This is a genomic window from Rathayibacter sp. VKM Ac-2762, from assembly GCF_009866585.1.
Taxonomy (GTDB): domain Bacteria; phylum Actinomycetota; class Actinomycetes; order Actinomycetales; family Microbacteriaceae; genus Rathayibacter.
In genome coordinates, this window is sequence record NZ_CP047419.1 from 3,345,842 (window position 1) to 3,372,662 (window position 26,821).

Sequence of the window (26,821 nt, forward strand, 5' to 3'; positions counted from 1 at the left end):
CGTCCCGGGCCCTCGGGCGCCAGAGCCCCCGTCGCTTTTGTGCATCGGCACGAGCGGAGGGATGATGGATCAATGACCGATCAGACCGCCGGCACGGCGGGTCCCGTTCAGTCCGCCCCCGACACGAGCGCCGCCGCTCCGGCGCCGCAGCCCCCCGCCGATCAGGATCACTCCGATCAGGCCCTGGGATACACGCTCTGGGCGGTTCTCCGCAGGGATCCCGCACGTCCGTTCACCCTCTCCAGCGACGCCGTGGATCCCGCGGTGAAGCAGTACGAGCACCTCGTCGCCCAGCTCGAGGGCGAGGGCGTGACCGTCCGCGGCACCTACGACGTCTCGGCCCTGCGCGCCGACGCCGACATCATGCTGTGGCTCACGGGCCCGGCGCCCGAGGAGCTGCAGCGGGCCTACCGCGAGCTGCGGCGCACGGAGCTGCTGGTCGGCCTCCTGCCGACGTGGAACGCGATGGGCGTGCACCGCGACGCCGAGTTCAGCTCGAACCACCTCCCCGCCTACATGCGCGGGAAGGCGCCGGCCCGCTGGCTCACGGTCTACCCCTTCGTCCGCTCCTACGAGTGGTACATCCTCCCCGAGGAGGAGCGCCGCGCGATGCTCGCCCAGCACGGGCGCCAGGGCTCGCGGTTCCGCTCCGTCCTGACCAACACGGTCGCCTCGTTCTCGCTCGGCGACTACGAGTGGATCCTCGCCCTCGAGGACGAGGAGCTCGTCAACCTCGTCGACCTCATGCGCGACCTGCGCGCCACCGAGGCCCGCCGCCACGTGCGCGAGGAAGTCCCCTTCTACACAGGCCGGCGCATCGACGCCGACCAGATCGCCGAGGTGCTCCGATGAGCGACACGACCAGCGAGCCGATCCTCGTCCGCGGGGCCACCCCCGCGGCGGCGTCCGGCCCCGAGCACGTCGAGGTCCCCGTGGCCTACGACGCGATCCTCCTCGCCGGCTTCGGCGGGCCCGAGGGTCAGGACGACGTCATCCCGTTCCTCCGCAACGTCACCCGCGGCCGCGGCATCCCGGAGGAGCGCCTCGAGGAGGTCGCCCACCACTACCGCCACTTCGGCGGCGTCAGCCCGATCAACGCGCAGAACCGCGCGTTGAAGAAGGCGCTCGAGGCCGAGCTCGCGAACCGCGGCATCGACCTCCCCGTGCTCTGGGGCAACCGCAACTGGGCGCCCTACATGAGCGAGGCCGTCGCCGAGGCGAAGGAGCGCGGGTTCACCAACCTGCTCGCCATCGCCACCAGCGCGTACTCCTCCTTCTCGTCCTGCAGGCAGTACCGCGAGGACTACGCGGCGGCGCTCGAAGCGACCGGCCTCGAGGGCGAGCTGCGGATCGACAAGGTGCGCCAGTTCTTCGACCACCCCGGCTTCGTGATGCCGTTCGTCAAGGCCGTCCACGACGGGCTCGACGAGCTGCGCGAGCGGATGCCCGACCTCGATGTCACGTCCGAGGTGGAGGTGCTGTTCTCGACGCACTCGATCCCCATGGCCGACGCCGAGCGCAGCGGACCCCACGAGCGCCACGACGACGGCACCGTCGTCGACGTGCACGAGTTCGGACCGGGCGGCGCCTACGAGGCGCAGCACCTCGCCGTCGCCGAGGTCGTCATGGCCGCCGCCACGGACGAGGACGTGCCCTGGCAGCTGGTCTACCAGTCGCGCTCCGGCCCGCCCACCCAGCCCTGGCTCGAGCCGGACATCAACGACGCCATCGCGGAGCTGCCGGCCCGCGGCCGCCGCGCGCTGCTGATCGTCCCGCTCGGCTTCGTGTCCGACCACATGGAGGTCATGTGGGACCTCGACAACGAGGCCCTCGAGACCTCGGAGGAGCACGGACTCGTCGCACTCCGCGTCGCGACCCCCGGCACGGACCCGGTCTACGTCTCCGGCCTGGTCGACCTGGTCCTCGAGCGCGTCAACGGCGTGCCGACCGAGGACCGGGCCTCGATGACGGCGCTCGGCCCCTGGTACGACGTCTGCCGCCCCGGCTGCTGCGAGAACGTGCGAGCGGGGTTCAAGCCCGCCCTGGCGGGAGTCGCACCGTGATGAGGAGTCGTCTGTCGTGAGCATCAGAGTCGGCACCCGCGCGAGCGCGCTCGCGGTGGCGCAGACCCGGATGACGGCCGATCTGATGTCGGCCGCCGCGGGGGTCCCCGTGGAGCTGGTGCGCATCGAGTCGGACGGCGACCGCATGCGCGGCTCGCTCGCCTCCCTCGGCGGCACCGGCGTCTTCGTCAGCGCCCTGCGCGACGCGCTGCTCGCCGGGCGCTGCGATGCGATCGTGCACTCGCTGAAGGACCTGCCCACCGCTGCGGTGGAGGGCCTGCTGCTCGGAGCGGTCCCCGAGCGAGAGGACCCGCGCGACGCGCTCTGCGCCCGCGAAGGGCTCACCCTGGCGACCCTGCCGGTCGGAGCCCGCGTGGGCACGGGCTCGCCCCGTCGGCGCGCGGCGCTGCTGGCCGCCCGTCCGGACCTCGAGATCGTGGACATCCGCGGCAACATCGACACCCGGCTCCGGAGGGTGCTGCCCGGCAGCGACTCGCCGCTGGACGCGATCGTGCTCGCCCTGTCCGGCCTGCGCCGCCTCGGCCGTGTCGACGCGATCACCGAGGTGCTCGGCTTCGACGTCTCCCCGCACGCCCCCGGTCAGGGAGCGCTGGCCATCGAGGTGCGCGACGAGGAGCCGTCGGAGGAGCTTCGCGCCGCTCTCGCAGCGGTCGAGCACGTGCCGACCCGCGCGGCGATCACGGCCGAGCGGTCGCTCCTCGCCTCCCTCGAGGCCGGGTGCGCCGCTCCGATCGGAGCCTCCGCGGTCGTCGAGGAGGACCGCGTCGTCCTGCACGGCGTGGTCTTCGCCGTCGACGGCACGGCGTCCCTCGCACGGGAGGTCGCGGAGCCGGTCGATAACGGTTCGGTCGGCGGTGGTCGACACCGGGCGGATCCGCAGTATGGTGGTCGCGAACTGCCCGTCGTCGAAGCCGCGTTCCGTTGCGGCTCTCTGCTCGCTGACGCGCTTCTCGGTGCGGGTGCCGCCGAACTCGCACCCCTGGGAGCCCCTTCGTGATCGTCCCCGCCGCCTACTCCCAGTGGGAGAAGCCGTTGCAGGGGTGGCGCATCCTCGTCCCCCGCGGAGGCCCGTGGGGGGACGGTGTCGCCGCCGCTCTCCGTGCCAAGGGAGCCTCGCCCGTCGTCGCTCCGATGATCAACTTCGCGCCGACCGACGACTTCCCCGCGCTCGAGCAGGCCCTCGCCGACCTCGAGGCCGGCGCCTTCGACTGGATGACCGTCACGAGTGCCACCACGGTCGATGTCCTCTCCCTCCTGCGCACCACCGTGCCCGCGAGCACCAAGGTGGCGGCGGTCGGCGAGACCACGGCGGCCGCGCTCGTCGCCGCCGGCTACTCCGTGGACCTCGTCCCCTCCGAGGACAACTCCGCCCGCGGCCTCCTGGCCGAGTGGGAGGAGGCCACCGGCGGCCGGCACCCCCTGCGCGTGCTGACGCTGCGGTCCGAGATCGCCAAGCCGCTGCTCACCGAGGGCCTCACCCGCATCGGGCACGACGTGCGCTCCGTGGTCGCCTACCGCACGGTCGGCGTCCCGGTGGAGGAGCGCGTCGTGGCGGATGTCGCCGGCGGAGCCGTGCACGCGATCCTCGTCACCTCGGGCAGCGTGGCGGAGCAGGTCCAGAAGCAGCTCGGCCCGGTGCCCGAGTCGATCCTCGTCGCCGCGATCGGCCCGCAGACCGCGAAGGACGCCCGCGCCTTCGGCCTGCGCGTCGACGTCGTCGCCGACGAGCGCTCGGCCTCCTCCCTCATCGACGCGGTCGCCGCCGTCGCCACGGAGCGCGCTCCCCGCTGAGCCGCCTCCCCGGCGCGACGTCGGCCGGGAGGGGCGGGCCTCGCCCCACAGGCCGGGGACCCGCCTCTCGGCTGACGTCGTGCGTCCGGAGCACCTCCACGGGGTGAGGCGTCCGCGCTCCCGGGAGGTGCTCGGCGGGGCGGGATTACGCTGGAGGACATGACTGCCATCCGCCCGCGCCGCCTCCGCACGACCCCCGCACTCCGCCGTCTCGTCCAGGAGACGCGCATCCACCCGGCGCAGCTGATCCTGCCCCTCTTCGTGGCCGAGGGGATCACCGAGGCCCGGCCGATCGGGTCGATGCCGGGGGTGATGCACCACTCGCTGGACAGCGTCCGCGGAGCGGTGACGGAGGCGGCCGAGGCGGGGATCGGCGGCGTGATGCTGTTCGGCGTGCCCACCACGCGCGACGCGGTCGGCTCCGGTGCGACCGACCCCGACGGCGTGCTCAACGCCGGGACGCGGGTCGTCGTCGAGGAGGTCGGCGACGCGCTGGTCGTGCAGACCGACCTGTGCCTGGACGAGTTCACCGACCACGGCCACTGCGGCGTGCTCGACGACCGCGGGCGCGTCGACAACGACGCCACGCTCCTCCGCTACGAGGAGATGGCGCTCGCCCAGGCCGAGGCCGGCTCCCACCTGCTCGGGCTCTCGGGGATGATGGACGGCCAGGTCGGAGCGATCCGCGCCGCTCTCGACGGTGCCGGGCACCTGGACACCGCGATCCTCGCGTACTCGGCGAAGTACGCCTCCAGCTTCTACGGTCCGTTCCGCGAGGCCGTGCAGTCCACGCTCGAGGGCGATCGCCGCACCTACCAGCAGGACCCGGCGAACCGCCGCGAGGGCCTGCGCGAGGCGACCCTCGACCTCGCCGAGGGCGCCGACGTGGTGATGGTGAAGCCGGCCATGAGCTACCTCGACGTGCTCTCGGACGTCGCCTCCGTCTCGGACGTGCCGGTCTGGGCGTACCAGGTGTCGGGGGAGTACGCGATGATCGAGGCCGCCGCCGCGAACGGCTGGATCTCGCGCGAGCCGGCGATCCTGGAGTCGGTCACGGGGATCCTCCGCGCGGGGGCCGGCGCGGTTCTCACCTACTGGGCCGTCGAGATCGCTCGCGACCTGCTGAAGTAGCCGCTCCTCCTCCCGGGAGCGAGCCTCGGCATCTCGTCCGAAAGCGCTCCTCCGGCGCGAGGGCGCCGGGCGGCGCGCGTACCCTGGAGGGGTGACCACCTCGGCGAACGACACCCTGTACGAGCGTGCCCGGCACGCGATCCCCGGAGGCGTCAACTCGCCCGTCAGAGCGTTCCGCTCGGTCGGCGGGACCCCGCGCTTCATGGTCTCGGCCGCCGGCCCGTACATCACGGACGCGGACGGGCGCGAGTACGTCGACCTCGTCTGCTCCTGGGGCCCCGCGGTCCTCGGGCACGCGCACCCCGAGGTCGTCGCGGCGGTGCAGGAGGCGGCCGCCCGCGGTCTCTCGTTCGGCGCGTCCACTCCCGCCGAGACGGATCTCGCCGAGCTGGTCGAGGCGCGGATCACGGCCGGGGGAGTCTCGCCGATCGAGAAGCTCCGCCTGGTCTCCACCGGCACCGAGGCGACGATGACGGCGATCCGCCTCGCCCGCGGCGTCACCGGCCGCGACCTGCTGATCAAGTTCTCCGGCCACTACCACGGCCACTCCGACGGGCTGCTCGCCGATGCCGGCTCCGGTCTCGCGACTCTCTCGCTGCCCGCCTCCGCCGGCGTCACGGCCGCGACCGCGGCCCAGACGATCGTGCTGCCGTACAACGACCTCGAGGCGGTGCGCGCGGTCCTGGCCGAGCGCGGCGCCGACATCGCGGCGGTCATCACCGAGGCCGCGGCCGCCAACATGGGCGTCGTCGCTCCGGACCCGGGCTTCAACGCGGCCCTCGCCGAGCTCGTGCACGCGAACGGATCGCTGCTGATCATGGACGAGGTGCTGACCGGCTTCCGGGTGAGCGCCGGCGGCTGGTGGGGGCTCGAGAACCGCGGCGCCGAGGCTCCGTACCGGGCCGACCTCTACACCTTCGGCAAGGTCATCGGCGGAGGGATGCCGGTCGCGGCTCTCGGCGGCCGTGCGGACGTCATGGACCACCTGGCACCGCTCGGGCCGGTGTACCAGGCGGGCACCCTCTCCGGGAACCCGGTCGCGGTGGCCGCGGGCATCCGGACGCTACAGCTGGCCGACGACGCGGTCTACGCCTCGCTGGACGCCACGGCGCTGACGCTCCAGCGCGAGGTGTCGGCGGCGCTGACGGCCGAGGGCGTCGCGCACACGGTGCAGACGGCCGGGAGCCTCTTCAGCTTCATGTTCACGGACCTGGGCCGGCCGGTGCGGGACTACGCCGAGGTCCAGGCGCAGGAGTCGTTCCGCTACCCGGCGTTCTTCCACGCGATGCTCGACGCGGGCGTCTCGCTGCCGCCGTCGGTGTACGAGGCCTGGTTCGTCTCGGCCGCGCACGACGACGCGGCGATCGGGCGCATCGTGGACGCGCTGCCGGCGGCGGCGAAGGCCGCGGCGGCCGCTCGGGCGTAGGCTCCTGGGCCACCCGCGGATCAGGCGGGAGGCGCCCGCCGCACTGGAGCGGCGGACGTCCCGCGCGCCCGGCCGTCGGCGTGCGGTGACCGGGCAGGGGCCCTCAGCCCCGGCGTGAGACCGACTTCGGCAGCACGAACACCAGCGCGAAGGCGGCGACCGCCATCAGGGTGCTGAGGAGCATCGCGGGAGCCGCGGCGTCGAGGAAGCCCGAGGCGACCGTGTCCGGACCTGTGATGACGAGGCTCCCGAACAGCACGCTGCCGATGACCGCGATGCCCACGGCCGAGCCGATGCGCTGGATCGCCGAGATCACGCCGCTCGCCGCGCCCGCGTCCTGCGGGTCGACGGTCGAGACGATGAACTGCACGTTCGGGGCGATGAAGAAGCCGTTGCCGAGGCCCGCGATCAGCAGCGGCGGCAGGAGCTGCCAGTTGCTGATCGAGTCCGGGGTCGCGGTCAGCAGCACCAGCCAGACCCAGCCGAGCCCGATGGCGAGCAGTCCGCTGCCCATCACCAGGACGTTGCGCCCCAGGCGCGCGGTCATCCGGTTGCTCTGCGAGGAGCTGATGATGCTGCCGATCGCGAAGGGGATCGACACCAGGCCCGACTCGAGCGCGGTGTGGCCGAGGCCCGACTGCCAGAGCAGCGAGATGGTGAAGAAGATGCTCGTGAAGGCCGCGAAGTAGACCAGCGCGAGGATCACGCCTCCGGTGAAGGCCGGGTGTCGGAACAGCGACGGCGGCACCAGGGGAGCGCGGCCGCGGCGGACGTGGAGGACCTCCCAGGCGCCGAACGCGGCGAGGAGCAGGACTCCGCCGGCGATCGAGAGGAAGGTCCACAGCGGCCAGCCCTCGTCCTCGCCCTGGATGAGCGGGACGAGCAGGGCGACCAGGCCGCCGGAGACGAGCACGAGGCCGAGCCAGTCGACGCCTCCGCTCGGGGCGCGGTCGCCGGCCTCGAGGTCGCGGCGGGCGGGGAGGAGGACCGCGGCGGCGATCAGGGTCGCGACGCCGATGGGCAGGTTCACCCAGAAGACCAGGCGCCAGCCGTTCTCGTCGCCGAAGGCCTGGATGATCAGGCCGCCGATGATCGGGCCGAGCGCCGACGAGACGCCGAGGACCGCGCCCATGACCGCGAACGCCTTGCCGCGCGAGGGACCGCGGAAGAGGATCTGGATGTAGGCGTTGACCGCCGGGACGAAGACGCCGCCCGCCAGGCCCTGCACGATGCGGGCGATGACGAGCTGGGTGTCGTCCGCGGCCAGTCCGCACGCGAAGCTGGCGACGGTGAAGAGGGCGATGCCGCTGACGAAGACCCACTTGTGCCCGAAGCGGTCGCCGAGGCGGCCGGCGGGGATGAGGGCGAGGCCGAACGCGAGGGCGTAGCCGGAGATGATCCAGGAGAGCGTCGACTCGGAGGCGTCGAGCGTGGTGCGGATGGTGGGCAGCGCCACGTTCACGATGGTCGTGTCGAGCAGGGCGATGAACATGCCCGCGAGCAGGACGATCAGCGAGCGCCAGGCGCGCTTGTCGGGGGCGGGAGGGGCGCCGGTCGATCGGGCGGTCGACGTCTCGGTCATCGCAGGAGTGCCTTTCGAGCAGGGGGGGGGGAGGGGGGTCCGTCAGACCTGTTCGAGGGACGCGACCGGATGTGAATGCTCGCAGGAGAAACCGGGTTTCCGCACGCCGGGATCTGTGGGGGCCTTCAGGCGGAGGGCTCGCCGCAGGCTCGCCTCGCGGGGTGTCAGCGGGTGCGCGACTCCGCCAGACGGGCGCAGTCGATGCAGAGCTCGGCCGTGGGCCGGGCGGCGAGGCGGGCGGCTCCGATCGGGCGGCCGCACGAGGCGCAGTCCCCGTAGCCGCCGGTGCCGAGGCGGGTGCGAGCGGCGTCGAGCTCGCGCGCCGTGCGGCCGAGAGCGTCGCGGACTCCGGCCATCCGCGACCACTCGGCCGAGAGCGGCGTGCCCTCCGGGTCGTGCTCGTCATCGGCGGTGCCGTCGGCACGGTCGCGCAGGAGCTCGGCCAGCGAGGCCTCGAGCCGGGCCACCTCGTCGCGCGTCTCGGCCTGCCGCTCGGCCAGCAGCGCGTCGAGGAGGCGCGCCTCGTCCGGATCCATCGGCATCCGACCATGCTGCCACCCACGCGGGCGGCGGGGCATCGTTGTGCGATCCGGCGCTGACCCGGCGGCGGGCGGCGGGGCAGACTAGAGGCATGCCCGTCGTGACCGTGCTCCCCGACCGCCTCGAACTCCGCCTCACCGCGGCCGAGCGACTGCTCGCGTTCCACCGCAGCGACGTCGTCGTCGACCGGTCGAGCATCCGCTCGGCGACGGTCACCGAGGACCCCTGGATCTGGGTCCGGGGCATCCGCGCGCCGGGCACCGCGGTGCCGCTCACGCTCGCGGCCGGCACGTGGAAGTTCCACGGCGGCAAGGACTTCCTGCTGATCAAGCGCACCGCCTCGGCCGTCGTGATCGACCTGGTCGACGAGGACTACTCCCGCCTGATCGTGAGCACCAAGCACGCTCCCGAGCTGATCGCGGCACTCCAGCTGGGAACGACGACCGCGGCGATCCCCGTGATCGAGACCGACGACCTCGTGATCGTCCCCGAGGTCGCCGAGCAGGCGGAGCGGGCCCAGGCGGCCGCCGCGGAGAAGCGCGCGAAGAAGAAGGCGAAGGCGGCGGAGGCCGCGGCCGTGGCCGCGGAAGCGGCGGGTCCGGCGACGGTGGTCGAGGGCCGGGAGGCTGCGAGCGGCGGGAGCGCGGCGACAGCGGCGACCGCGGCTCCGGAGGCGGACGGCGCCGCGGAGGACGTCGCGGCTCCGACGGAGTCAGCAGCGGGGGCCGCTCCGAAGAGCCCGAAGGCCACTCCGAAGGCCGCTCCGAAGACGAGTGCTCGGACCGCCGCGAGCACGCCGGCCGGGTCCGGGGGTTCCGCGCCCGTGGACGTCATCGGCTCCGAGCCGATCGAGTCCGCAGCCCCGGTGAAGCCCGCGGAGCCGAAGCCCGTCGAGCCGAAGTCCGCGGAGCCGAAGCCCGCCGAGCCGAAGTCCGCGGGATCGAAGGCCGCTGAGCCGAAGCCCGCCGGATCCGAGTCCGCCGAGCCCGCCCCCGCGAAGCCGGGGCCGGCCGCGAAGCCAGCGCCGAAGCCCCGCACGCCGGCGAAGCCCCGCGCCGCGCGGCCCGACTCCTCCGTCGGTCACGCGTCGGCCGAGCCGAGCGGCGCCACCGAGGCCGCGGAGTAGCGCACCGCCGCACGAGCAGCCGCCCCGCAGCGCCGGCCGGGGCGCCCCCCTACGCCACGCTCGAGGCGGGCGGACGCCCTCCGGCGACGCCGTGCACTCAGGCGCGGACGTCCACCAGCGTCCGACCGTGCAAGCGGCCGGCGAGCACGTCCTCGGCCGCGTCGACCGCCCCGCCGAGCGGCACCGTCGTCGTCAGCTCGTCGAGCAGCTCCAGGTCGAGGTCGTGAGCGAGGCGGCGCCAGGCCTCCTCGCGGAGCTTGCGCGGCGCCTCCACCGAGTTGATGCCGGCCAGCGTCACTCCGCGCAGGATGAACGGCATCACGCTCACCGGCAGGTCCGGCCCCTGCGCGAGACCGCATGCCGCCACGGTCCCGCCCCACCGCGTCTGCGCGAGGGCGTTCGCGAGCGTGTGCGAGCCGGCGGAGTCCACCGCTCCCGCCCAGCGCTCGGACTGCAGCGGCTTCCCGCCCTCCTGCAGCTCGGCGCGGTCGATGACGTCGGAGGCGCCCAAGCGCTGGAGCAGAGCGCCGTGCTCGCCGAGCCGGCCGGTCGAGGCGACGACCTCGTGGCCCAGGCGCGCCAGGAGCGCGACGGCGAGCGACCCCACGCCTCCCGAGGCCCCCGTCACCAGGACGGGACCGCTGCCCGGCCGCACGCCGTGCCGCTCGAGCGCCAGCACGGCCAGCATCGCCGTGAAGCCCGCGGTGCCGATCGCTCCGGCCCGTGCCGCCGAGATGGCGCCGGGCAGCCGGAGCAGCGACGCGGAGTCGACACGCGCCCGCTCGGCGAGCCCGCCGTCGTGGCGCTCGCCGAGGCCGGCGCCGTTGAGCACCACCCGGTCGCCGGAGTCGAAGCGCTCGCCCGCCTCGCCGTCCGCGTACTCCACGGTGCCGACCAGGTCGATGCCGGCGACGAGCGGGGTGCGGCGCACGATCCCGGGCCGCCCCGCCAGCGCCAGGGCGTCCTTGTAGTTGACGCTCGAGTACTCGACGGCGATCGACACGTCGCCGTGCGAGCGGTCGGGATCGTCGCGCTCGAGGAGGCGGGCTCGGTTGGGGGTGTCGGTGTCGGAGTCGGAGTGCCGCTCGACGACGATGGCTCGGTACATGGGCCCACGCTACGCCCGCGGGCCCGCGGCCGGGCGGTCAGTTCAGGGGCCGGGTGCCCTCGGGGAGCGATCCGCCGGAGTAGAGGGCGGCGGCCGCGTCCTGGAGCGCCGTCAGGGCGACGCGCTGCGTCCACGGACCGTAGGAGACGCGGGCCAGCCCGAGCTCCTCGAAGCGGGCGGGGGACTGGGATCCGGGGACGCCGATGACGCTGACGCGCTGCCGCCCGAGGGCGGCGACGAGGGACTCCAGCTCGGCGTCCTGGAGCAGCCCGGGGACGAAGAAGCAGGTGGCGCCGGCGTCGAGGTAGGCGCGGCCGCGCTCGACGGCGTCGGCCAGGACCTCGTCGCGGTCGCGGTCGCCGGCACGGAGAAGCACGTCCGTGCGGGCGTTGAGCGCGAAGGGCACCGCCTCCTCCTCGGCCGCGGCGACGGCCTTCTCGACCGCCCGCAGCGCCTCCGGGAGCGGCTTCGCCTGGTCCTCCAGGTTCGCGCCCACGACGCCGATCCCGATCGCGCGCCGGACCGTCTCGCCCGTGTCGCCGTAGCCCGCCTCGAGGTCGGCCGAGACCGGGACCTCGACGGCGGCGACGATGCGCTCGATCATGCCCAGGTGCAGCTCCAGCGGGATCCGCTCGCCGTCCTCGTAGCCGAACGCCGCCGCGATGGAGTGGCTGGCGGTCGCGAGCGCCCGGGTCTCCGGGAGTGCGGCGATCGTGGTCGCGCTGATCACGTCCCAGACGTTCACCACCTGCAGCAGCTCGGGGGCGGTGTGGAGGTCGACGAGGGTGCGCCCGCGCGCTTCGATGCTCATGGCACGAGCGTAGGGCCCGCGTGCGCGGCGCAGGCCGCCGCATCGCAGTCCGCGCACACCACGAGCTGGGCGCGGCAGGAGAGGTCGGTGCAGTTGCGCATCCGGCTGGTCGGCGCGGCGCACGAGGTGCAGCGGCCGAGCACCTCGGCGTCGGGGGAGAAGGAGACGGAGCCGCGGCCGTCGAAGACGTACAGGGCCCCCTTCCACAGTCCGCGGTCACGCCGCGCCTCGGCGTAGCGGACGACGCCGCCGTCGAGCTGGTACACCTCGCCGAAGCCGCGCGCCGTCATCAGGCTCGACAGCACCTCGCAGCGGATGCCGCCGGTGCAGTACGTGACCACGGGCCGGCCCTTGAGGTGGTCGTAGACGCCGGCGTCGAGCTGCTCGACGAACTCGCGGGTGCTGGAGACCCCCGGCACGATCGCCCCCTCGAACCGGCCGATCTCGGCTTCGAAGGCGTTGCGGCCGTCGAAGAGCACCACGTCGTCGCGCTCGGCGACCAGGGCGTCCAGCTGGTCCGGGTCGAGCCGCGGAGCCGTCCCGACGACCCCTTCGGCGTCCACCCGCAGCTCGTCGGGCGCGCCGAACGAGACGATCTCGTCGCGCACCTTCACCGAGAGACCGGGGAAGTCGAGGCTGCGGCCAGCGTCGTCGAGGCCGGAGCCGTCGCTCCACTTCACCTCGAGCCCGCGGAAGGCCGAGTACTCGCGGGTGCGGCGGACGTAGCGCTTCAGGGCGTCCATCCCGCCGCCCAGCGTGCCGTTCACCCCGTGCTCCGAGATCAGCAGGCGCCCGCGCAGGCCCAGCGACTCGCACAGCTCGCGCTGCCAGAGCCGCACGGACTCGGGGTCGGCCAGCGGCACGAAGCGGTAGAACAGGAGGATCTTCGGCAGCACCGGCACATCCTACGAGGACGTCCGGACCGGGGCGCGGCGTGTGGCAGCATCGTCGGGTGCCCGACGCCTCCGCCCCCGTGCCGCACTCCCGCCTCGAGGACGTCTTCGGTCTCGTCACCGGTGCGTTCGTCGTGTCGCTCGGCCTCTACCTGCTGCGCGCGAGCCAGGCGGTCACGGGCGGTACCGCGGGTCTCGCGCTGCTGCTGGGATACCCGCTCGACATCCCGTTCGGCGTCATCCTCGTCACGGTCAACGTGCCGTTCCTCGCCCTCTCGCTGTGGAAGAAGGGCTGGCGGTTCACGCTGCGGACCATGTTCTCGATCGTGCTGGTCTCGGTCCTGGCGGGGCTGCACCCGCTGGCGTTCGGCGAGCTGCGGATCGAGCCCGTCTACGGCGTCCTCACGGGCGACGTGCTCGCGGGGATCGGCCTCCTGATCCTCTTCCGGCACGGGTCGAGCCTGGGCGGGTTCAGCATCGTCGCCCTGATCGCGCAGGAGCGGCTCGGGTGGCGGGCGGGCTACGTGATGATGGCGCTCGACGCGTGCGTGGTCGCGGCCGCGCTGCTGGTGGTGCCTCCGCTGAACGTGCTGATCTCGGCGGCGGGAGTGGTGGTGCTCAACCTGGTCCTGGCGTTCAACCACCGGCCCGGGCGCTATCTCGGGTCCTGACCCCCTCCGCAAGCCCTTCGGCGCGCACCGCCGGGTTCCTAGGCTGAGGGCGCGGGCCCCCGCCCGCCCTTCCCGAACGGAGAAACCGGATGTCCGACTGGACCTACGACCCCTACGCCCGCCTCGGCGAGGTGCCGACCTTCGCGCTCGAGAGCGACGACATCGCCGACGGTGCGCCCCTGTCCGCCCGCCACTACGGCGAGGGCTCCGGCGGGGAGGACGTCTCGCCGCACCTGCGCTGGTCGGGAGCCCCCGCCGAGACGAAGAGCTTCGCCGTGACGGTGTTCGACCCCGACGCGCCCACCGGCTCCGGCTTCTGGCACTGGGCCGTCTACAACCTCCCGGCCGACACCACGGAGCTCCCCACGGGAGCCGGAGCCGCCGGCTTCGAGCTGCTCCCGGCGGGCGCGCAGACGCTGCCCAACGAGATGCGGCTGCGCCAGTTCGTCGGAGCGGCGCCGCCGGACCGCGAGCACCGCTACTTCTTCGTGGTGCACGCCCTCGACGTCGAGTCGCTCGACCTCGATCCGGAGTCGACGCCGGCGATCCTCGGCTTCAACGCGCACTTCCACACCCTTGCGCGGGCGCAGATCGTCGCCACGGCGACGCCGGACGGCGCGAAGGGCTGACCCGCTCCGCGGGGAGCGCGCGCTACCCGAAGAGGGTGCGCGCCTCCTCGTAGCGGGCGTCCGGGACCGTCTTGAGGGTGCCGAGCGCCTCGGCGAAGTCCACGTGGTAGATGTCGGTGCCGCGCAGGGCGACCATGCGGCCCCAGTGCTCGGCGACGACGGAGTCGATGGCGGCCATGCCCAGGCGGGTCGCGAGGACGCGGTCGAACGCGGTGGGCGTGCCTCCGCGCTGGATGTGGCCGAGCGTCGTGGCGCGGGTCTCGATGCCGGTGCGCTCCTCGATGAGCGGTGCCAGCAGCTCGCCGATGCCGCCGAGGCGGGGCCGGCCGAAGGCGTCGAGGCCGCGCTCGGAGTGGGCGTCGTCCATCGTGTCGAGCGAGAAGCCCTCGGCGACCACGACGAGCGGTGCGCGCCCGCGATCCTGCGCGCTCTGCACCCACTCGACGATCTGGTCGAGGGAGGTGCGCTTCTCCGGGATGAGGATGACGTGGGCGCCCGCGGCCATGCCGGAGTGCAGGGCGATCCAGCCGACGTGGCGGCCCATGACCTCGGCGACCATGCAGCGGCCGTGCGAGTCGCCGGTGGTGCGGAGGCGGTCCATCGCGTCGGTCGCAATGCCGACGGCGGTGTCGAAGCCGAAGGTGTAGTCGGTGGCGCCGAGGTCGTTGTCGATGGTCTTGGGGACGCCGACGATCTTGAGACCCGCGTCCGTGAGGCGCTTGGCCGCAGCCAGGGTGCCCTCGCCGCCGATCGCGATGATCGAGTCGATGCCGTTGCGGTCCATCATCTCGGCGATCTTCTCGGGGCCGCCGTTCTCGCCCTCGAACGGGTTCGTCCGGCTGGTGCCGATGATCGTGCCGCCCTGCTTGGCGATGCCCTGGATCTCGGGGCGGCCCAGGGGCAGGAGGTCGCCGTCGACCACTCCGCGCCAGCCATTCCGAAAGCCCACGAACTCCTGGTCGTAGACCTTGATGCCCTTGTAGACGGCACCGCGGATGACGGCGTTGAGGCCGGGGCAGTCGCCACCGGAGGTCAGGATCCCGATCTTCACCCGCTCAGGTTAGAGGACCCGGTGAACGGATGTGCACGCGGACGACGACGGGCCCCTCCTCGCCGCCTCGAGGAAGGGCCCGTCGTCGTGCTCGGTGCTGGTGGGACTAGGTCGTGACGAGCTCGCCGTTGACGCCGCGGGGGAAGAATCCGCCGGTGCGCGTCCCGGCCGCGGGGTTCAGGTACACGATGTTGAGGACCTGGCCCGGGGTGCGGCTGAACGCGATCGAGCTGGCGTCGGTCGGGACGATGTTCGCCTGGCCGTTGACCTTGACGCCCTGGTCGAGGTCGGTCTTGCCGTCGAGGCTGTCGCGAGCGTCGGAGAGCTTGTTCGCCGAGTCGGACAGGTCGGCGGCGTAGATCGCCGAGCGGATCGCGCCAGCGTGGTACGCCTCCACCGCGAGGATGCCGGCGGCCGCGTCGAGGTAGGTCTTCGACTGGATGAGCGGGGCGGCGCCCTTGTAGGCGGTCACTCCCACGTCCTCGAAGACGAAGGCGCCGAGCAGGAAGTTCGATTCGCTCGCGAACGGGTCGAACGACTGACCGGCCTTGATCAGCCCCGCCGCAACGGCGGCGGAGTTGAAGCTGTCCTTCAGGTTGATCGCCGGGCGAGCCACCTTCGCGGTGCCCAGCGCGGCCCGCAGGAACTTCACGTGGGCCTTCTCGTCGTTCGCGACCTCGGTGGCGAAGCTCTTCAGCCACGGGGTCTTGAAGTCGACGGGGCGGCCGCCGATGACGCCGCCGGGCGTGCCCTTGCCGGTCACGTCCGAGCCGCCGAGGCCGGTGCCGTAGACGGCGCGGAGGTAGAACTCGGCCTCGAGGTACTCGAGGTTGAGGGCGAAGTTGAGGATCGAGGCGTCGCTGGGGCCGCTGGCAGCGACCTCCTCGGCGGAGGCGGTGGGCGCGGCGAGGGCCGCGGCTCCGATGCCGAGGCCGGCGACGCCGGTGGCCTCGAAGAAGCGGCGACGGTCGAGAGCGGTCTCAGAGCTCTTGACGATCGCGTTGCGGATGAAGGTCGTGTCGAACATGTGCGCATCTCCAGTGATAGGCGGGTGCCGGGCAGCTGGAGCGCCGCCGCGACAGCGCGAAGCTACGCCCGGGATCGACCTGCTGACCAGTGGAAACGGGCGATCGGATCCGCGCATGTGTTCACGCCGTCTGAACCAATCCGCCGGGCGTGTCGCTCCGAACACGTCGTGGATGGGGGTTCTGCGGAGGAGCGTCCGATCCGGTGTCGGAGCCGCCGGTTAGCATCACTGCGTGTCGATCCCCGTCTCCGCTCCCGAGCCCTCCTGGGCGACGGTCTACGCGCCGTCGGAGCCGGTGAGCCTCGCGCTCACCCTCCGCACGCTGCTGCGGGGCTCGGGCGACCCGACCATGCTCCTCGACGCGTCCGGCTTCTGGCGGGCGTTCCGCACGCCGCTCGGCCCGGGCACGCTGCATCTGCGGCAGGCGGCGGACGGCGCGGTCCACGCGCGCGCCTGGGGCGGGGGAGCGGAGTGGCTGATCGACGCGGTCCCCGAGCTCCTCGGCCACGGCGACGACTGGAGCGGGCTCGACCTGTCGGCCCACGCGCCGCTCGCCGAGGTGCTCCGCCGCTCGTCGGGCCTGCGCCTCACGCGCGCGAACCTGGTGTTCGAGATGCTCGCGCCGTCGGTCCTCGAGCAGAAGGTCACGAGCACGGAGGCGTGGCGCGCCTACCGGGTGCTGGTGCGCCTCCACGGGGAGCCCGCCCCGGGGCCGGTCGCTCTGCACGTGGCTCCGAGCGCGCAGCAGTGGCGGCGCGTGCCCTCGTGGGACTGGCACCGCGCGGGAGTGGATCCGCGGCGCTCGCGGACCGTCCTCACCGCCGCGCTCGTCGCCTCCGGCCTCGAGCGGACCCTCGCGCTCGGGCGGGGCGGCGACGAGGTCGCCCGCCGGCTGCAGTCGGTGCCGGGGATCGGGCCGTGGACGGCGTCCGAGGTGATGATGCGCGCCCACGGAGATCCGGACGCGGTCAGCGTGGGCGACTACCACCTGGCCGCGGCCGTCGGCTTCGCGCTCACGGGCCGGCTCGGGGTCGACGACGACGGCATGCTCGAGCTCCTCGAGCCGTGGCGCGGGCACCGGCAGCGGGTCATCCGGCTGATCGGCTGCAGCGGAGCGAGGAAGCCGCGGCACGGCCCGCGGATGACCATCCAGGACCACCGCCGGCACTGATCCGCTCCTCCACAGGGCGGCTCGCGGGCGAGTCGGCGCGACCACCGCGTCACGCCGCGTCCGGGCGGCGGGTCGGGCTTAGCCTCGGAGGATGCAGCAGTCCACGACCCCAGGTGTGCCCGGCAGCGACCCGGAGCGCGAGCCCGACGACGCGGCCGTGCGGAGCGGCGTCGACGCGACGGTCGGTGGTCGGACGCCGGAGGGCGGCACGGGGTCGGACGACGAGGTCGAGGCCGGTGAGGCGCGCGACTCCGTGAGCGGGGCCGAGGTCGTGCCGGCGCCGGAGTCCGCGTCCGAGGACGTGGCCGAGCCTCAGGACGCGCAGGAGTCCGACGCTGAGGACGAGGACCTGCGCGAGTCCGGTGTTCAGGACGAGGACGAGGTCGTGCGCGACGCTCAGGACGCGGCCGTGAGCGAGCCCGATGCCGACGACGAGGTCGTGCGCGATGCTGAGGACGAGGTCCTGCGCGGGCCCGACGCCGCGTCGGAGTCGGAGCTCGCCGCGCCCGCCGCCGCCGAGCCCGAGGTCGACGACCGCCCGATGATCGAGCGCGTCGAGTCCCTGGTCCGCCGCTGGATCGCGCGCAGCGGCGAGTTCCCGGTCGAGCCCGCCGCCCAGCGGCTCGCGGGCGTGCTCCAGGACCCGAACGGACTCGACTTCACCGTCGGGTTCGTCGACGGCGTCGCCCGGCCCGAGGACCTCTCGGTCGCGGCCGAGAACCTCGCGGCGCTCACCGCGAAGACGCCCGCCTTCCTCCCCTCCTACCTGCGCGCCGCGATCAGCACCGGCGGCGCCGTCGGCCCCGTGCTGCCCTGGGTGGTCGTGCCCGCGGCCCGCCGGGTCCTCCGCCGCCTCGTCGGGCACCTCGTGGTCGACGCCTCGGAGGCGCGTCTCGGTGCGGCCGTCGCCGCGCTGCGCGAGGGCGGCGACCGGCTCAACCTCAACCTCCTCGGCGAGGCCGTGCTCGGCGAGCGCGAGGCCCGCCGGCGCCTCGAGGGGAGCCTCCGCCTGCTCGAGCGGCCGGACGTCGACTACGTCAGCGTCAAGGTCTCGAGCGTCGTCAGCCAGCTGTCGATGTGGGCCTTCGAGGAGGAGGTCGACCGCGTCGTGGAGCGTCTCACCCCGCTCTACCAGGCCGCCGCGTCCGGAGCCGACCCCACCTTCATCAACCTCGACATGGAGGAGTACCGCGACCTCGACCTGACGGTCGCCGTGTTCCGGCGCCTCCTCGAGCAGCCGGGCATGCTCGACCTCGAGGCGGGCATCGTCCTGCAGGCCTACCTGCCCGACTCCGTCCGCGTGCTCGACGAGCTGACCGAGTGGGCGCAGGAGCGTCGGGCCCGCGGCGGAGCCCCGATCAAGGTGCGCGTCGTGAAGGGCGCGAACCTCGCGATGGAGCGGGTCGACGCGGCCCTGCACGACTGGCCGCTCGCGACCGTCGGCAGCAAGGTGGAGGCCGACACGAACTACAAGCGCCTGCTCGACCGGGCGCTGCGGCCGGAGCGCGTCGACGCGGTGCGCGTGGGCGTCGCCGGGCACAACCTCTTCGACCTCGCCTGGGCGTGGCTCACGGCGACCGAGCGCGGGGTGACCGGCGCGGTCGAGATCGAGATGCTGCTCGGGATGGCGACCGGGCAGGCGCGCGCCGTCCGCGAGGACGTGGGACGCCTCCTCCTCTACACGCCCGTCGTGCACCCGCACGAGTTCGACGTGGCCATCTCGTACCTCATCCGCCGGCTCGAGGAGAACAGCAGCCCCGAGAACTTCCTGTCGGCCGCGTTCCGCCTCGACGACGAGGAGGTGCTGCAGCGGGAGCTCGGCCGCTTCCGCGCCTCGCTCGAGGCCCTCGACGACTCCGTCCCGCCGCCGAACCGCACGCAGGACCGCCTGCGGGAGTGGTCCTCCGGCTCCGGCCGCCGCCTCGTGCAGGAGCACGCCCGCGCCGGCGAGCGGGCGCAGGACCCGGCCGCCGCGGGCCTGACGCAGGCCGTCCTCGGCCTCAGCCGCGGCTCCGGTGCCGCCGCCGCGACCGCGGGCTTCCACAACGAGCCCGACACCGACCCCGCCCTCCCCGGCAACCGCCGCTGGGCGCGCCTGATCACCGAGCGCATCGCCGGCTCGACCATCGGAGCGGGCACGGCCGACGCCGCGCGCGTGAGCACCGAGGCGGAGCTCCAGGAGGTGCTGCGCACGGTGTCCCGCCGCGCGGAGCGCTGGGGCGAGCGCCTGGGCTACGACCGAGCGGCCGTGCTCGACCGCGCCGGCCTCGTCCTCGCCGCGAACCGCGACCGCCTGATCGAGGTGATGGCCTCCGAGACCGGCAAGACGATCGCCGAGGCCGACCCCGAGGTCTCCGAGGCCATCGACTTCGCCCACTACTACGCCACCCGCGCCCGCGAGCTCGACGCCGTCACCGGGGCCACCTTCGTCCCCGCGCGGGTCACCGTCGTCGCTCCGCCGTGGAACTTCCCGGTCGCCATCCCGGCCGGATCGATCCTCGCGGCGCTCGCCGCCGGCTCCGGAGTCGTGGTGAAGCCGGCGCCCCAGGCCCGCCGCTCGGCGGCTGTGCTCGTCGAGGCGCTCTGGGACGCGGGCATCCCGCAGGAGCTCCTCGCCCTGGTCGACCTCGACGAGGACGAGCTGGGACGGGCGCTGATCACCGACCCCCTCGTGGACCGCGTGCTGCTCACCGGCTCCTACGAGACCGCCCGCCTCTTCCGCTCCTGGCGGCCCGGCCTCGCACTGCAGGCCGAGACCAGCGGCAAGAACGCGATCATCGTCACTCCCCACGCCGACTACGACCTCGCCGTCGCCGACATCGTCCGCAGCGCCTTCGGGCACGCCGGCCAGAAGTGCTCCGCCGCCTCCCTGGTGATCCTGGTCGGCTCGGTCGCCCGCTCCAAGCGCTTCCGCGCCCAGCTGGTCGACGCCGTCACGTCGCTCCGCGTCGGCCGACCCGACGACCCGTCGGCGGTGATGGGGCCGCTCATCGAGGAGCCCACCGGCAAGCTCCTGCACGCGCTCACCACGCTGGGCGGAGGCGAGTCGTGGCTCGTCGAGCCGCAGCGCCTCGACGAGAGCGGCACGCTCTGGTCGCCCGGGATCCGCGAGGGCGTCACCGAGGACAGCTACGTCCACCTCACCGAGTTCTTCGGCCCGGTGCTCGGGATCATGCACGCGGCGACCCTCGAGGACGCCGTCCGGATGCAGAACGGCACCGAGTACGGGCTCACGGCCGGGCTCCACTCCCTCCACGCCGACGAGCTCGCCCTCTGGATCGACTCGGTCGAGGCGGGCAACCTCTACGTCAACCGGGGCATCACCGGAGCGATCGTCCGGCGCCAGCCCTTCGGCGGCTGGAAGCGCTCGTCCGTCGGCGGCGGCGCGAAGGCGGGCGGACCCAACCACCTCATCGGCCTCGGCTCCTGGAAGCCCTCGCCCGCGCGCTCCTCCTCGACGCTGCACCTGCGCGGCCTCGACGACCGCGCGCGCCAGTTCATCGAGGCGGCCCAGTCCTCGCTCCGGTTCGAGCAGTTCGACCTGCTCCGCCGCTCCGCACTCTCCGACCAGCTCGCCTGGGCGACCGAGTTCGGAGTCGTCACCGACATCTCGAAGGTCGGCGTCGAGCGCAACCTGTTCCGCTACCTCCGCGTGCCGATCGCGCTGCGCCTGGCCGACGGCGGCGACCTCGGAGAGCTCCTCCGCGTCATCGCCGCGGGCCTGCTGACCCGCTCCCGGATGGACATCTCCACGTCCCTCCCGCTCCCGCCGCGGGTTCAGGAGATGCTCGGCGGCGACGAGCTCGCCGAGATGGCGGGCCTCGTCCCGCGCATCGTCGTCGAGACCGACGCCCAGTGGCTCGAGCGCGCCGCGGCCGGCCGCATCACGGCCCCGCGCATCCGCATCATCGGCGACATCGTCTCCGACCGCGTCGACGGTTACGCGGGCCCGCAGGCCCCCGGCAGCCCGACGCACGGACAGCAGGCCGTCGTCCGCCGATCGTCCGACTCGACCGGCTCCTTCACCGACGTCGTCGCCGGCATGACCCGCGGCAGCACAGGCAAGCCGGTCCCGCTCACCCGCGCCGACGGATCCCGCGTCCCCCTCGCGACCGCCCTCGCCGAAGCCCTCGGCGGCGCCCTCGACACCGCCGTCTACGCCGACCCGGTCACCCCCGCCGGCCGCGTCGAACTGCTGCCCTTCCTCCGCGAGCAGGCGATCTCGATCACGAACCACCGCTTCGGCAACCCGATCGATCTGAGCGACGACGTGCTGTAGTCGATGCCACGCCCGTCCCTGACGGGCGTGGCGCGGTCGGCTTCGCGACGGGGGGCGTTCTGAGGAGCGGGGTGCGTTCGGCTACAGCGATCCGCTGGTACGCGGATCGCTGGTTCGCCTCGGGGACGGTGCTTGCGGGGATGGTGGGATCAGGCTGGCGCGCGTCGGCCTCCCGACGGAGCCCCGGGACGCGGCTCAACGAGGCGCGGGGGACTTACTTGTCGCGGCAAGTAGTGGGTAGGGTGGGGGGATGAGTGCGCCCGAGACACGCTGGCTGACGCCCGATCAGCTCGACGCCTGGCTGCGCTTCATCGCGGTCGTGGAACTGCTGCCGGGCGCCCTCGACACGCAGCTGCAGCGCGACGCAGGGCTCACGCACTTCGAGTACCTGACCCTGGCGATGCTGTCCGAGGCGCCCGACCGCGCCCTCCGGATGACCACGCTCGCCGCCCGCACCAACGCGACCCTGCCCCGGCTCTCGCACGTGGTGACCCGCCTCGTCGCCCGCGGCTACCTCGAGCGCCGCCCCTGCGCCTCCGACGGCCGCGCCACGAACGCGGTGCTCACCGACGCCGGCCTCCAGAAGATCGTCGACACGGCGCCCGGTCACGTCGCGACCGTGCTGGCCGACGTCATCGATCCGCTCGACGCCGAGCAGATCCCGCAGCTGGCCGACATCATGTCGCGCATGCTCGCCCGGCTCGACCCCGAGGGCAGGATGACGGTCGACGCCGTGCGCTCCTCGCTCGGAGACCCCGACACCCGCTCCTGCTGAGCGCACCGACCCCTCACTCCCGGGGCGGACCGGCCTCGGCCGCGGCCGGATCCGTGTACAGGGACTCCCGGACGTGCCCGTCAGGGTCCTCGAGGCCGCGCCCGCATGGAGCCGAGGTCCTGCACCGCGACCGGCTCGGCGCCGCCTGAGGCCGGCCCGTTCCCGAGCACCTCGCCGATCTCCTCCCGGCTGCCGACGCTCACCGCGAAGAGGCCCTGCACCCGGGAGCGCGCGTCGATGATCTCCTTCGACCTGGAGGTCGAGAAGGAGGGGTGCGGGAGGAGCATCGCGGACACGTGCTCGGAGGCGACGGAGCAGACGGCGTCGTCGCTGAACAGCGGATTCAGGGCTGAACAGAGGATCCAGGGTCCGGCCGAGCGCCGGGGAGAACGCCCTCGAGCGCTCCGGATCCGTGAACGGGAGGTCGACGAGGATCGAGTCGACGGCCCTCCGCGTCAGTACAGCGATCGGCCGCGCGACACGCGGGAGTCCGTGCCATCATCGCCTCGTGCAGTTCACCACGACGCTCTTCCGGATCGGCAACAACACCGGCATCGAGGTGCCGCCCGAGGTCCTCGAGGCACTCGGCGGCGGCAAGCGTCCCGCCGTCGCGGTGACGGTGAACGGCTACCGCTTCACCAGCACGGTCGGAGCAATGGGCGGACGCGCGCTCATCCCGTTCTCGGCCGAGAAGCGCCGCGAGACGCAGCTCGCCGGCGGTGACGCGATCGACGTCGTGATCGAGCTCGACACCGCGCCGCGCGAGGTCGTCGTGCCGGAGGACCTGGCGTCCGCGCTGGCCTCAGCGGGCGCTGTGGAGCGCTTCGCCGCGCTCTCGCCCAGCGCGCGGAAGGCCCACGTCACGTCGGTCGAGGGCGCGAAGGCCGCCGAGACGAGGGCGCGCCGCGTCGCCTCGATCGTCGCGGCGCTCGTCGGCTGACGGGCGCGCCACGGTCCGGGACGCCACCTCGTCGCCGGATAGGCTGCCTCCGGCGCCCCACGGCGGAGCGCCCTGGAAGCGGAGTCGGGGGACTTGATGGGTGCGGTTCGGCGTTGGGTGTTCCCGATCGTGTGGATGGTCATCATCGGAGCGGCGAGCATCGCCCTGGTGAAGATCGCGTTCTTCCCGGACGGCGCGGCCGAGGCCGATCCGACGCAGCCGACCGGTGAGATCACCGAGCCGACCGTCACGGTCGCCCGCGGCACGGTCACCAACGACCTCACCCTCCAGGGCACCGTCGCCGCCGACCCCGCCGTGCCGCTGAAGGCGACGGCGGCCGGAACGGTCGACGACGTCTACGTGCAGCAGGGCGCGGCCGTCGCGTCGGGCGATCTCATCTACGACATCCGCGTCGAGACTCCGCGCGACCCGGTCGAGACGACCGGCCCGGACGGCGCCGTCACCCTCACCCAGCAGGAGCCCTCCGTGCGCTTCGAGCGGGTCTACGCCGCGACCGGCGGCACCCTCAGCGCCCTCGGCGTCATCCACGACCAGGCCGTCACGGTCGGCGAGGTGACCGGACAGGTCGCGCCGCCGAGCTACGCCGTCACCGGCACGATCGACGCGCAGCAGCTCTACCGCATCCAGAACCGGCCGACGGAGGCGCAGGTCGCGATCACCGGCGGGCCCGCGGACTTCACCTGCACCGACCTCACCATCAGCACCCCTCTCGCCGGAGCCGGCGAGGGCGGCACGACCGGCGGAGCGACGGACGGCGGCGGCGGTGGAACCTCCACCGGCGGCTCCGGCACGAGCTTCACCTGCCAGGTGCCGACGGAGGTCACCGTGTTCCCCGGGCTCGCCGCCTCGGTGACGCTCGCGGGAGGCAAGGCGGAGGACGTCCTCGTCGTGCCGACCACCGCGGTCGAGGGCACCGCCCAGTCCGGCGTCGTGTTCCGCCGGGCGGACGACGGCAGCACCGAGGAGGTCCCGGTGACGCTGGGACTCACCGACGGCAGCTCCGTCGAGATCACCGGCGGAGTGGAGGAGGGCGCCGAGCTCCTGCAGTTCGTGCCGGGCGCGGAGGAGGCTGCTCCCGACGTCCAGCTGGGCGGCGACTGCATCGCGCAGCCCGACGGCTCGGTCTTCTGCTCGTGACGATCCTCCGGCTCGAGGGGATCCGCAAGGTCGTCCCGCTGCCCGATGCGCCGCCGCTGACGATCCTCGACGGCGTCGATCTCGAGGTGGGCGAGGGCGACCACGTCTCGGTCGTGGGGCGCAGCGGTTCCGGCAAGTCGACGCTGCTCAACATCCTCGGACTGATCGACGAGCCGACCGAGGGTCGGATGCTGCTCGAGGGTGCTCCCACCGAGACCCTGTCCTCGCGGGCCCGCGCGCGCATCCGCGGCGGCAGCATCGGCTTCATCTTCCAGCAGTTCAACCTGCTGGAGGGGCGGACCGCCCGCGAGAACGTGATGACGCCGCTGCTCTACGCGACCGGATCGGAGTTCTGGCGCCGCCGCGACCTCGCGGCCGAGATGCTGGAGCGCGTCGGCCTCGGGCACCGCGTGGACTCGATGCCCGGGCGCATGTCCGGCGGCGAGCAGCAGCGGATCGCGATCGCCCGCGCCCTGGTGCGCCGACCGCGGCTGATCCTCGCCGACGAGCCGACGGGCGCCCTCGACACCGACACCGGCGAGAGCGTGATGGGCCTGCTCGACGAGATCGCCCGCGAGTCCGGCTCCGCGCTGGTCACCATCACCCACGACCCGGCCATCGCGGCGCGGGCCGAGCGCCACTACCGGCTCGACCACGGCCGCCTGGGCTCGACCGCGGATGCGGGTCCCGTCGCCGAGGCGGTGGTCCTCTGATGCGCGCGCTCGTCGGGATCGCCGGCGCGATCGTCGAGGCGTGGACCGAGCTGCGGATCCACCGCGGCCGCGTGCTGCTCTCGCTGATCGGAGTCGCGGTGGCCGTCGCCGCCCTGACCGCGGTCGTCGCCGCCGGCGGCATCGCCCGCCAGGCCAGCATCGAGCAGGCCGAGCGCTCCAGCGGGCGCCCGGCGAGCCTCTTCCTCTCCGCCTACCCCTCCGGTACCGGCACCTCCGAGGTGGATGCCGACGCACTCCAGGCCGCGTGGACCGGTGCGCTCGAGCGCTACTCCATCACCTACGCGAGCCGCTCGACCTACGGCAGCGCGCGCGTCCAGTTCGCCGACGGCGCCGTCGACGTCGCGGTGCAGGCGGTCGACCAGCCCTTCGCCGAGATGCACCGGCTGAAGATCGTGGACGGCTCCTGGTTCACCGCCCGCGACTCCCAGCGCCTCGCTCCCGCCCTCGTCGTCAACGAGCGCTTCTGGGAGCGGATCGGGAGCCCGGATCTGCGCACCCACCCGGTGGTCACCCTGCTCGGCTCCGAGCGCGACGTCACGGGCGTGGTGGTCGGCGTGACTCCCTCCTCGCAGTTCGAGACGGATCCGTCGATGATGATGCTCGCGGACGCCTACCCGGCGGTCGCCCGCGACGCCGACCCGCAGTTCGGCGGGCAGGGCGTGCCGAACTACGAGATGTGGGTGCCGCTCGACCTGGCCGAGCCCCTCGCCGCGGCGGTGGAGCGCGACGTGGCCGGCGCCCTGGGATCCGACTTCGAGGTGTCGGTCGACCGGCAGGACTATTTGGTCTACGACTCCGACCCCTTCGGCGTGCTGACCTGGGTGATCGGCGGCGTGGCGGGCCTGGTGCTGGCGCTCGGCGCGCTCGGACTGCTCAACATCGCCCTGGTCACCGTCCGGCAGCGGATCCGCGAGATCGGCATCCGACGCAGCTTCGGCGCCTCCTCCGGCCGCATCTTCTTCTCGATCATGATGGAGAGCGTCGTGGCGACCGTGGTCGCCGGAGTGGTCGGCGTGACGATCGCGGTCATCCTCGTCACGAACCCGTGGACCGTGGCCTTCGTGCAGGACAACGGCATCGCCGACATCCCGCCTTTCCCGGCCGAGGCGGCGCTGCTCGGGCTCGGGGCGGCGACCCTCGTCGGCGCGCTCGCGGGCCTGGTGCCGGCGATCGTCGCCGTGCGGGTGAAGGTGATCGACGCGATCCGCTACTGAGGCCCGCCGAGGGTGACGACGAGCTCGTCGCCCTCGAGCGCGGCGTGCGCGTCGGAGTAGTGCGCGATCCGGGGCAGCCCCCGGGTGCTCGCACTCTCGTGGCTCCCGACGACGATCACGCGCATGCCGGCGTCCAGACCCGCCCGGATGCCGGCCTCGGCGTCCTCGAACACCAGCGCGTCCTCGGGGGAGACGCCGAGCAGGGCCGCGGCGGCGAGGTAGCCGTCGGGAGCAGGCTTGCCGTTCGCGACGTCGTGCGCGGTGACGACGGTGTCGGGGGAGGGGACGCCCGCCGCAGCCAGACGTGCGGCCGCCAGCGCCGGGCTCGCGGACGTGACCAGGGCGACGCGCTCGCGGGGGAGTGAGGCGAGGAACGCCGTCGCGCCGGGGATCTCGACGGTGCCCTCGGTGTGCTCGAGCTCGTACGCGTCGAGCTCCGCGACGATCGCGTCGACGTCGCTGCCGGCCGGAGCGAAGCGGCGGACGCTGTCGGCGGCGCGGACACCGTGAACGGCGCCGAGCACCGCGTCGTGGTCGAGAGCGAAGCGCTCGGCGAAGGCACCCCAGATGGTCTCCACGACGGCCGTCGAGTCGACGAGCGTCCCGTCCATGTCGAAGAGGGCGGCGCGGGCTCGGAGGAGGTGGGGCATGCGTCCATCCTGGCGGTCGGCGGCCTCCGG

Annotated in this window: 25 protein-coding genes; 16 read left to right on the forward strand and 9 right to left on the reverse strand. The window is 73.5% G+C overall.

Annotated features, from left to right (window positions below):
* The first annotated feature begins 72 nt into the window (after nt 1–72).
* The 6 genes from hemQ to hemL all read left to right on the forward strand — a co-directional run bounded on the left by hemQ (nt 73) and on the right by hemL (nt 6,432).
* On the forward strand, nt 73–852 hold the full coding sequence (gene hemQ / locus GTU71_RS15730) for a hydrogen peroxide-dependent heme synthase (RefSeq protein WP_104233087.1): 780 nt from the start codon (nt 73–75) through the stop codon (nt 850–852).
* The gene (locus GTU71_RS15735; protein WP_159940965.1) at nt 849–2,063 is read left to right on the forward strand and encodes a ferrochelatase; all 1,215 of its coding nucleotides are present in this window, start codon (nt 849–851) and stop codon (nt 2,061–2,063) included. The genes hemQ and GTU71_RS15735 overlap by 4 nt, the downstream gene beginning before the upstream one ends.
* Before the next feature lie 16 nt (nt 2,064–2,079).
* A complete protein-coding gene (gene hemC / locus GTU71_RS15740; RefSeq protein ID WP_159940967.1) occupies nt 2,080–3,081 on the forward strand; it encodes a hydroxymethylbilane synthase in 1,002 nt (333 codons plus the stop codon).
* Nucleotides 3,081–3,875 carry a uroporphyrinogen-III synthase gene (locus GTU71_RS15745; RefSeq protein ID WP_104222950.1) on the forward strand — a complete coding sequence of 265 codons (795 nt, stop codon included), beginning with the start codon at nt 3,081–3,083 and terminating at the stop codon, nt 3,873–3,875. The genes hemC and GTU71_RS15745 overlap by 1 nt, the downstream gene beginning before the upstream one ends.
* A 159-nt stretch (nt 3,876–4,034) precedes the next feature.
* Entirely contained in the window at nt 4,035–5,006 is a 972-nt protein-coding gene (hemB, locus tag GTU71_RS15750; protein ID WP_159940969.1) for a porphobilinogen synthase, read from the forward strand.
* A gap of 91 nt (nt 5,007–5,097) precedes the next feature.
* Entirely contained in the window at nt 5,098–6,432 is a 1,335-nt protein-coding gene (gene hemL, locus GTU71_RS15755) for a glutamate-1-semialdehyde 2,1-aminomutase (protein WP_104246920.1), read from the forward strand.
* Between the two features lie 103 nt (nt 6,433–6,535).
* Here the strand turns inward: hemL and GTU71_RS15760 are convergent, their stop codons facing one another.
* Together GTU71_RS15760 and GTU71_RS15765 are read right to left on the reverse strand one after the other, a co-directional pair.
* The gene (locus GTU71_RS15760) at nt 6,536–8,014 is read right to left on the reverse strand and encodes an MFS transporter (RefSeq protein ID WP_159940971.1); all 1,479 of its coding nucleotides are present in this window, start codon (nt 8,012–8,014) and stop codon (nt 6,536–6,538) included.
* Nucleotides 8,015–8,178: 164 nt separating this feature from the next.
* A complete protein-coding gene (locus GTU71_RS15765) occupies nt 8,179–8,556 on the reverse strand; it encodes a TraR/DksA family transcriptional regulator (protein WP_244230586.1) in 378 nt (125 codons plus the stop codon).
* Nucleotides 8,557–8,645: 89 nt separating this feature from the next.
* Between GTU71_RS15765 and GTU71_RS16540 the strand changes: the two genes are divergently transcribed.
* On the forward strand, nt 8,646–9,680 hold the full coding sequence (locus GTU71_RS16540) for a hypothetical protein (protein ID WP_244230587.1): 1,035 nt from the start codon (nt 8,646–8,648) through the stop codon (nt 9,678–9,680).
* Between the two features lie 97 nt (nt 9,681–9,777).
* Here GTU71_RS16540 and GTU71_RS15775 read toward each other — a convergent pair whose 3' ends face one another.
* From GTU71_RS15775 to GTU71_RS15785, 3 genes are read right to left on the reverse strand one after another with little or no spacing between them, the layout of a single operon-like run.
* Nucleotides 9,778–10,788: an MDR family oxidoreductase gene (locus tag GTU71_RS15775; RefSeq protein WP_159940973.1), complete on the reverse strand. Its 1,011-nt coding sequence runs from the start codon at nt 10,786–10,788 to the stop codon at nt 9,778–9,780.
* Between the two features lie 37 nt (nt 10,789–10,825).
* Nucleotides 10,826–11,599: an isocitrate lyase/phosphoenolpyruvate mutase family protein gene (locus GTU71_RS15780; RefSeq protein ID WP_159940975.1), complete on the reverse strand. Its 774-nt coding sequence runs from the start codon at nt 11,597–11,599 to the stop codon at nt 10,826–10,828.
* Nucleotides 11,596–12,492 carry a rhodanese-related sulfurtransferase gene (locus GTU71_RS15785; RefSeq protein WP_208543649.1) on the reverse strand — a complete coding sequence of 299 codons (897 nt, stop codon included), beginning with the start codon at nt 12,490–12,492 and terminating at the stop codon, nt 11,596–11,598. Before GTU71_RS15785 ends, GTU71_RS15780 begins: the two co-directional genes overlap by 4 nt.
* Before the next feature lie 59 nt (nt 12,493–12,551).
* On the opposite strand from GTU71_RS15785, the gene GTU71_RS15790 reads away from it, so the two are divergent.
* Nucleotides 12,552–13,163: a YitT family protein gene (locus tag GTU71_RS15790; protein ID WP_244230588.1), complete on the forward strand. Its 612-nt coding sequence runs from the start codon at nt 12,552–12,554 to the stop codon at nt 13,161–13,163.
* An 89-nt stretch (nt 13,164–13,252) separates the two neighbouring features.
* On the forward strand, nt 13,253–13,792 hold the full coding sequence (locus GTU71_RS15795) for a YbhB/YbcL family Raf kinase inhibitor-like protein (protein WP_104222867.1): 540 nt from the start codon (nt 13,253–13,255) through the stop codon (nt 13,790–13,792).
* 22 nt (nt 13,793–13,814) lie between these two features.
* Here the strand turns inward: GTU71_RS15795 and GTU71_RS15800 are convergent, their stop codons facing one another.
* Both GTU71_RS15800 and GTU71_RS15805 read right to left on the reverse strand, forming a co-directional pair.
* Nucleotides 13,815–14,843 (reverse strand): 6-phosphofructokinase, encoded by a 1,029-nt coding sequence (locus GTU71_RS15800; RefSeq protein ID WP_104237632.1) that lies wholly within the window; start codon nt 14,841–14,843, stop codon nt 13,815–13,817.
* A 106-nt stretch (nt 14,844–14,949) separates the two neighbouring features.
* Nucleotides 14,950–15,870 carry a ferritin-like domain-containing protein gene (locus tag GTU71_RS15805; protein WP_104283153.1) on the reverse strand — a complete coding sequence of 307 codons (921 nt, stop codon included), beginning with the start codon at nt 15,868–15,870 and terminating at the stop codon, nt 14,950–14,952.
* Nucleotides 15,871–16,102: 232 nt separating this feature from the next.
* On the opposite strand from GTU71_RS15805, the gene GTU71_RS15810 reads away from it, so the two are divergent.
* From GTU71_RS15810 to GTU71_RS15820, 3 genes are all read left to right on the forward strand, one after another.
* Nucleotides 16,103–17,041 carry a DNA-3-methyladenine glycosylase gene (locus GTU71_RS15810; protein WP_104328832.1) on the forward strand — a complete coding sequence of 313 codons (939 nt, stop codon included), beginning with the start codon at nt 16,103–16,105 and terminating at the stop codon, nt 17,039–17,041.
* Between the two features lie 541 nt (nt 17,042–17,582).
* Nucleotides 17,583–21,320 carry a proline dehydrogenase family protein gene (locus GTU71_RS15815; RefSeq protein ID WP_208543650.1) on the forward strand — a complete coding sequence of 1,246 codons (3,738 nt, stop codon included), beginning with the start codon at nt 17,583–17,585 and terminating at the stop codon, nt 21,318–21,320.
* Between the two features lie 250 nt (nt 21,321–21,570).
* Nucleotides 21,571–22,095, forward strand: a complete 525-nt coding sequence (locus GTU71_RS15820; protein WP_104233099.1) for a MarR family transcriptional regulator — start codon at nt 21,571–21,573, stop codon at nt 22,093–22,095.
* A gap of 80 nt (nt 22,096–22,175) precedes the next feature.
* Here GTU71_RS15820 and GTU71_RS15825 read toward each other — a convergent pair whose 3' ends face one another.
* Nucleotides 22,176–22,391, reverse strand: coding sequence for a hypothetical protein (locus tag GTU71_RS15825; protein ID WP_104283155.1), 216 nt, complete (start codon nt 22,389–22,391; stop codon nt 22,176–22,178).
* A 212-nt stretch (nt 22,392–22,603) separates the two neighbouring features.
* Here GTU71_RS15825 and GTU71_RS15830 point away from each other — a divergent pair, with 212 nt between their 5' ends.
* The 4 genes from GTU71_RS15830 to GTU71_RS15845 all read left to right on the forward strand — a co-directional run bounded on the left by GTU71_RS15830 (nt 22,604) and on the right by GTU71_RS15845 (nt 26,141).
* Entirely contained in the window at nt 22,604–23,035 is a 432-nt protein-coding gene (locus tag GTU71_RS15830) for a YdeI/OmpD-associated family protein (RefSeq protein ID WP_104283156.1), read from the forward strand.
* A gap of 135 nt (nt 23,036–23,170) precedes the next feature.
* Nucleotides 23,171–24,193 carry an efflux RND transporter periplasmic adaptor subunit gene (locus GTU71_RS15835; RefSeq protein ID WP_159940979.1) on the forward strand — a complete coding sequence of 341 codons (1,023 nt, stop codon included), beginning with the start codon at nt 23,171–23,173 and terminating at the stop codon, nt 24,191–24,193.
* Nucleotides 24,190–24,906 carry an ABC transporter ATP-binding protein gene (locus tag GTU71_RS15840; RefSeq protein ID WP_104283158.1) on the forward strand — a complete coding sequence of 239 codons (717 nt, stop codon included), beginning with the start codon at nt 24,190–24,192 and terminating at the stop codon, nt 24,904–24,906. The genes GTU71_RS15835 and GTU71_RS15840 overlap by 4 nt, the downstream gene beginning before the upstream one ends.
* Nucleotides 24,906–26,141, forward strand: a complete 1,236-nt coding sequence (locus GTU71_RS15845) for an ABC transporter permease (RefSeq protein ID WP_159940981.1) — start codon at nt 24,906–24,908, stop codon at nt 26,139–26,141. Before GTU71_RS15840 ends, GTU71_RS15845 begins: the two co-directional genes overlap by 1 nt.
* Here GTU71_RS15845 and GTU71_RS15850 read toward each other — a convergent pair.
* Nucleotides 26,135–26,791 carry an HAD-IA family hydrolase gene (locus GTU71_RS15850; protein WP_104226157.1) on the reverse strand — a complete coding sequence of 219 codons (657 nt, stop codon included), beginning with the start codon at nt 26,789–26,791 and terminating at the stop codon, nt 26,135–26,137. The two genes, GTU71_RS15845 and GTU71_RS15850, sit on opposite strands and share 7 nt — an antisense overlap.
* Nucleotides 26,792–26,821 lie beyond the last annotated feature (30 nt).